Origin of the sequence: Acidiphilium sp. JA12-A1 (assembly GCF_000724705.2) — a bacterium.
GTDB classification, from domain to species: domain Bacteria; phylum Pseudomonadota; class Alphaproteobacteria; order Acetobacterales; family Acetobacteraceae; genus Acidiphilium; species Acidiphilium multivorum.
This window is the reverse complement of the sequence record NZ_JFHO01000122.1, coordinates 1-5,331: the sequence shown is the minus strand read 5'-3', so window position 1 is coordinate 5,331 and position 5,331 is coordinate 1. Positions and strand designations below refer to the sequence as shown.

The window sequence follows — 5,331 nt, the reverse complement described above, 5'->3', positions numbered from 1 at the left end:
GTCCGCGCCAGCGCAGTAMCCYCGCGCGCCCGGCCCGCGCCCGCAGCGCGCCGGACCTGCCGCGCCGCCGGGGCTGGCTGCTCGCCCCGGTGCCCGAAGCCACCGCCGCCGCCTCGCAACTCCGCGCCTTCCTCGCCGAACCCGAAACCCGCGCCCTCATCGCCGCCGAACCCCGGCTCGGCCGCATCCTCCGCCCGCTCTGCCGCACCCTCGGGATTTTGCTCCCCGAAGCACCGCAATCTTGCCCGCGCCGCACCCGCGCACCCGGCACCCCGGCCGCCGCCGACCCGCCGACCCGGCCACACCGCCCGGCCCGACGCGGCACGCATCCGATCCGCCGCCCGCGCGCCCCGCCCGCACCGGCCTGACCCCACACGCAATCTGTTTTTTTCTCCCGACGGCCCCCGCCGCCGGACGCATCCGCGCGCGCCGATTACCCCGCGGCGCGTTCCAATCGCGCCGCCGCCCGCGCCCGGCCGATCAGCGGCAGCAGCGCCGCCAGCTCCGGCCCGTGGCTCTCCCCGGTCAGCGCCAGCCGCAACGGCAGATACAGCGCCTTGCCCCGCGCCCCGCTCGCCGCCGCCACCGCCCCGGTCCATCCCTTCCAGGTCGTCTCGTCCCACGGCTCCGGCGGCAACGCCTCCAACGCGGCGCGCAGCAGCGAAGCCGCCTCCGGCAGCGCCGGCGTCTCGATCTCGCCGCTCACCACCGCCCACCACAGCCGCGCCTCCGACAGCAGGTCCAGGTTCCCCCGCACCGCCATCCAGAATTTTTCTCCGCACCCCTCGGGCAGGCGCTCGGCCACCGCCTCGAAAGGCAGCCCATGCAGCACCCGCCGGTTCAGCGCCAGCAACTGCTTCGGATCGAAGCGCGGCGCCCCGCGCGAGAAATCGCCAAGGTCGAACGTCCCCGCCAGCTCCTCCAGCGTCAGCGGCTCCGGGTCGCGCCGGCTGCCCAGCCTCGCCAGGTAAGAGACCAGCGCCATCGCCTCGATCCCGTCGCGCCGGAACTGCCGCACCGAAACGCTCCCCGCCCGCTTCGACAGTTTTTCGCCCGTCACGTCCGAAATCAGCGGCAGATGCCCGAACGCCGGCACCGCCCGCCGCGGCTCCAGCGCGCGCATCAGGTCGATCTGCACCGCCGTGTTGGTCACATGATCCTCGCCGCGGACCACATGCGTCACCCCCAGCTCCAGATCGTCCACCACCGAGGTGAACGTATAGAGCGGCGTGCCGTCGGCGCGGATCAGCACCGGGTCGGACACGGTGCCGAGCGCCACCTCCCGCCGCCCCAGCACCAGGTCGTTCCACGCCACCGCCCCGTCCGACAGCTTGAACCGGAAATAGGGCCGCTTGCCGCCCGCCTCCGCCGCCGCGCGCTGCCCGGCCGTCAGGCTCAGCATCGCCCGGTCATACACCGGCGGCAGATGCCGCTTCGCCCGCAGCGCCCGCTTCGCCGCGAGCTCCTCCTCCGACTCGAAACACGGATAGAGCAGCCCCGCCGCCTTCAGCCGCTCCGCCGCCGCCGCGTAGCGGTCCATCCGGTCGGACTGCCGCGCCATCTCGTCCCAGCCGATGCCGAGCCAGCGCAGGTCCTGCTCGATCCCCGCCTCGTATTCCGGCTTCGAGCGCTCGCGGTCGGTATCGTCGATGCGCAGCAGCAGCGTCCCGCCCATCGCCCGCGCGGCGAGGGCGTTGACCACCGCGAGCCTCGCATTGCCCGCGTGCAGATGACCGGTGGGGGAGGGTGCGAAACGGAACTTGACCATGTCCCTCCGCTAGCATGGCATGATTGCGCCGGGCGAGAGGCCTCGCGCGCATTTTCATGGCATAACCGCTCCCCGTCCGGGAGACCCACACGTGAGCGCCACCGTCCAGACCCGCCCCCAGGCCACCGGCCGCACCGCCATGGCCGTGCTCGTCGGCGTCAGCATCTGCCACCTGCTGAACGACATGCTGCAGGTCCTGCTGCCGGCGGTCTACCCGCTGCTCAAGGGCGGCTTTCACCTGAACTTCGCGCAGATCGGCCTGATCACCCTGGTCTACCAGGCCACCGGCTCGCTGCTGCAACCGCTCGTCGGCCTCTATACCGATGCGCGGCCGATGCCCTACTCGCTGCCGGTCGGCATGGCGCTGTCGATGTCCGGCATCGTCACCATCGCCTGGGCGCCGAGCTACGACATCCTGCTGGCCGGCGCCTGCCTGCTCGGCATGGGCTCGTCGATCTTCCATCCCGAATCGGCGCGCATCGCCCGCGTCGCCTCCGGCGGCCGGCACGGCCTCGCCCAGGCGATCTTCCAGGTCGGCGGCAATTTCGGCCAGTCCCTCGGCCCGCTGCTCGCCGCCTTCTTCATCCTGCCGCGCGGGCGGGCGAGCATGGCCTGGTTCGCCATCGCCGCCCTCTGCGGCATGGCGCTCCTCACCGCGCTCGGCCACTGGTTCCGCGCCAGCGGCCACGCCCGCCCCCGGCAGCGGACGGCGCTCACCGCCGCCGACCTCGACACGCGCAAGGTGCTGGTCCCGCTCGCCCTGCTCGGCGTGCTGATGATGTCGAAATTCGTCTACCTCTCGAGCATCAACTCCTATTACATCTTCTACCTGATGCACCGCTTCGGCCTGAAGGTGCAGGCGGCGCAGATCGACCTGTTCATCTTCCTCGCCTCGGCGGCGGCGGGAATCATGATCGGCGGGCCGATCGGCGACAGGGTGGGCCGCCGCACCGTGATCATCGGCTCCATCCTCGGCGTGCTGCCCTTCACCCTCGCGCTGCCCTATGTCGGCGAGACGATGACGGTGGTGCTCTCGGTCATCATCGGGCTGATCCTGTCCTCCGCCTTCGCCTCGATCGTGGTCTACGCGAACGAGCTGGTGCCGGGCCGGGTCGGCGCCGTCTCCGGCCTGTTCTTCGGCCTCGCCTTCGGCATCGCCGGGCTCGGCGCCGCCGGCCTCGGCGTGGTGGCGGACTGGACCAGCATCACCACCGTCTACCAGATCTGCGCGGTGCTGCCCGCACTCGGCATCGTCGCGCTCTGGCTGCCGAAACTGCACTGACCGCGCGCGGTTGGCGTTTCCCCGCCGGGCCGGCTATGCAGGGCCGATGCGGAGACCGAGATGCCAGCTGCCGTGAACCCCCCGCCCGACGACCTGCCCGCCGAGCCCACCCAGGCGCGCCGGTTCGGCAAGGCGCGCACGGCGCAGGCGAGCGCCGTGCTGGAAGACTATGTCGAGCTGATCGCCGACCTCATCGCGATCAATGGCGAGGCGCGGCCGATCGACATCGCCCGCCGCCTCGGCGTCTCGCACCCGACGGCGGTGAAGACCATCGCCCGGCTCAAGCGCGAGGGGCTGGCCACGGCGAAACCCTATCGCGGCGTCTTCCTCACCGAGGCGGGCCAGGCTCTGGCCGAGCGCGTGCGCACCCGGCACCGGCTGGTGGTCGCCCTGCTCAAGGCGGTCGGCGTGCCGCCCGAGACCGCCGAGGCCGATGCCGAGGGCATCGAGCACCACGTGTCGGACATCGCGCTGAACGCCTTCAGCCGCTATCTCAAGACCCGGGGCTGATCCGGCCGGACGGGCATCGTCCGAACGGGCAGGGCGATGCTTGCGCTGGATCAAGGGGAGCAACCACGCCCGCTCCTAGCCTGAGCCCGTTGGCGCGCCACGGGGCGCGCCGGTGCATCGCACAGGCAGAGGAGATCATCCGCCATGTCCACCCTTCGTCACCGCCGCGCCGTGCTGGCATTCGCCGCCGCCGGCCTCGCCGCGCTGGGCGCCGGCCGCGCCTTCGCCCAGGACCAGACCCGCACCCAGGACCAGACCCGCACCCAGGATCAGCTTCGCACGCAGGACCAGCAGCGCCTGCTCGACCAGCAGCGCCTGCGCGAGCGCCAGCAGGACCGGCTGCACCAGCGGGCCGACGCCGAGACCGAGCGGCTGCGCGAGCGCGAGCGCGACCGCCTTCGCGAGCGCGACCGCGAGAACGAGCGCGCGCAGATGCGCAACGGCAACGGCAATGGCAACGGCGAGCAGAACCGCGTCCAGAACCAGTACGAGAATCAGAACCAGAACCAGTATCAGGACCAGATGCAGAACCGCTCGGGGATGGGCGGCGTCGGCGGCGGCGGCATGGGCGGCGGGATGAGCGGCGGCGGCCGCGGGCGCTGAGCGCGGCGGCGCCGGTCAGGACGGGCCGGCGCCGCCTTCCGCGCGCGCCCGCAGCGCCTCGAACAGCACGAGCGTCGCGCTGACGATCAGCGGGCCGAGCACGAAACCCGGCGGGCCGAACAGGATCAGCCCGCCGATGATCGCGATGAAGGACGGCACCGTGTGCAGCTGCAGCCGGTTGCCGACCAGCACGGGGCGGACCACGTTGTCGATCGTGCCGACCACCAGCGCCCCCCAGAGCGAGAGGATGATCGCCTTCTCCTCGTGGCCGTTCAGCGCCAGCAGCACCGCCTCGGGAATCCAGACGATGAAGGCGCCGAGCACCGGCACCAGCGAGAGCATCCCCATCACCACGCCCCAGAGCAACGGCGCGGCGAGGCCGAGGCCCCAGAACATCAGCCCGCCGAGCAGGCCCTGCAGGGTCGAGACCATCACCGTGCCGTAGATCACGGCATAGACCGTATCGGCGGTGCGGCTGAACAGCCGGTCGGTCTCCGGCCCGGTCAGCGGCAGCACGGCGCGCAGCGCGGCATCGGCCCGCGCGCGGTCGCGCAGGAAGAAGAACAGGATGTAGAAGGTCAGCACGATCTCGACCGCCTGCGCCAGCGAGCCGCGCAGGAACGAGGCGCCGACCGTGCTGAGCAGGCCGCTGGCCCGGGTGATCATCGCCTGCAGGTCGATCTGCCTGGCGAGCCAGTCCACCTGCGGCGGCACCGCGAGCGTGCCGGCGGCGAGGTGCTGCTGCACATAGGCGGCACTCGCCGCCGCCTCGCGCACCAGCCGCTCGATCACCAGCACCGCGGGGGCGGCGACGACGATGGCGGCGATGCCCACCGTGATGATCGCGGCGGCACCCGGATGGCGCACCAGCCGTTCCAGCCGGCGCTGCAGCGGGGTGAACAGGATGGCGAGGGTCAGCGCCCAGGTCAGCGCGCCGGCGAAGGGCGCGGCGAGCAGGGCGCAGAGCACGAGCCCGCCGATCGCCCCGGCGGCGAGGGCGAGCACGCCGGCGCGCGGCAGGGTTCCGCCCGGCTCGGCCGCGCGCTGGCGAGATGGCGGGGCCGGGCCGGTCATCGCGCCGCCTAGCCGGTCGCGCGCTTGACGAAGCCGGGTTCGGCGGGCGGCTCGGCGAAGGTCTCGACGATGTCGGTGACATCGGCGAGCGGCG

Annotated in this window: 5 protein-coding genes and 2 pseudogenes; 4 read left to right on the top strand and 3 right to left on the bottom strand. The window is 72.6% G+C overall.

All coding sequences use genetic code 11. The features are described 5' to 3' along the window. Window positions 1-368, top strand: a pseudogene (locus tag RT91_RS17825) (hypothetical protein); the annotation flags it as partial. Window positions 369-433: 65 nt separating this feature from the next. On the opposite strand, the gene gltX reads toward RT91_RS17825, so the two are convergent. Further along, the gene (gene gltX, locus RT91_RS17820; protein ID WP_007424691.1) at window positions 434-1,768 is read right to left on the bottom strand and encodes a glutamate--tRNA ligase; all 1,335 of its coding nucleotides are present in this window, start codon (window positions 1,766-1,768) and stop codon (window positions 434-436) included. 91 nt (window positions 1,769-1,859) lie between these two features. On the opposite strand from gltX, the gene RT91_RS17815 reads away from it, so the two are divergent. The 3 genes from RT91_RS17815 (at window position 1,860) to RT91_RS17805 (ending at window position 4,163) form a co-directional block, all read left to right on the top strand. Then, window positions 1,860-3,050: an MFS transporter gene (locus RT91_RS17815; RefSeq protein WP_012040227.1), complete on the top strand. Its 1,191-nt coding sequence runs from the start codon at window positions 1,860-1,862 to the stop codon at window positions 3,048-3,050. A 60-nt stretch (window positions 3,051-3,110) separates the two neighbouring features. Continuing rightward, a complete protein-coding gene (gene mntR / locus RT91_RS17810) occupies window positions 3,111-3,560 on the top strand; it encodes a manganese-binding transcriptional regulator MntR (protein ID WP_007423558.1) in 450 nt (149 codons plus the stop codon). Window positions 3,561-3,704: 144 nt separating this feature from the next. After that, window positions 3,705-4,163, top strand: coding sequence for a hypothetical protein (locus RT91_RS17805; RefSeq protein WP_035188909.1), 459 nt, complete (start codon window positions 3,705-3,707; stop codon window positions 4,161-4,163). Between the two features lie 15 nt (window positions 4,164-4,178). Here the strand turns inward: RT91_RS17805 and RT91_RS17800 are convergent, their stop codons facing one another. Both RT91_RS17800 and RT91_RS17795 read right to left on the bottom strand, forming a co-directional pair. After that, window positions 4,179-5,237 (bottom strand): AI-2E family transporter, encoded by a 1,059-nt coding sequence (locus RT91_RS17800; RefSeq protein WP_012040229.1) that lies wholly within the window; start codon window positions 5,235-5,237, stop codon window positions 4,179-4,181. An 8-nt stretch (window positions 5,238-5,245) separates the two neighbouring features. Then, a pseudogene (locus RT91_RS17795) lies at window positions 5,246-5,331 on the bottom strand (acylphosphatase); the annotation flags it as partial.

Excerpts from the sequence above, each read along its gene's own strand:
- RT91_RS17805 (WP_035188909.1), top strand. The coding sequence starts at position 3,705 with ATGTCCACCCTTCGTCACCGCCGCGCCGTGCTGGCATTCGCCGCCGCC.
- RT91_RS17800 (WP_012040229.1), bottom strand. The coding sequence starts at position 5,237 with ATGACCGGCCCGGCCCCGCCATCTCGCCAGCGCGCGGCCGAGCCGGGC.
- gltX (WP_007424691.1), bottom strand. The coding sequence starts at position 1,768 with ATGGTCAAGTTCCGTTTCGCACCCTCCCCCACCGGTCATCTGCACGCG.
- mntR (WP_007423558.1), top strand. The coding sequence starts at position 3,111 with ATGCCAGCTGCCGTGAACCCCCCGCCCGACGACCTGCCCGCCGAGCCC.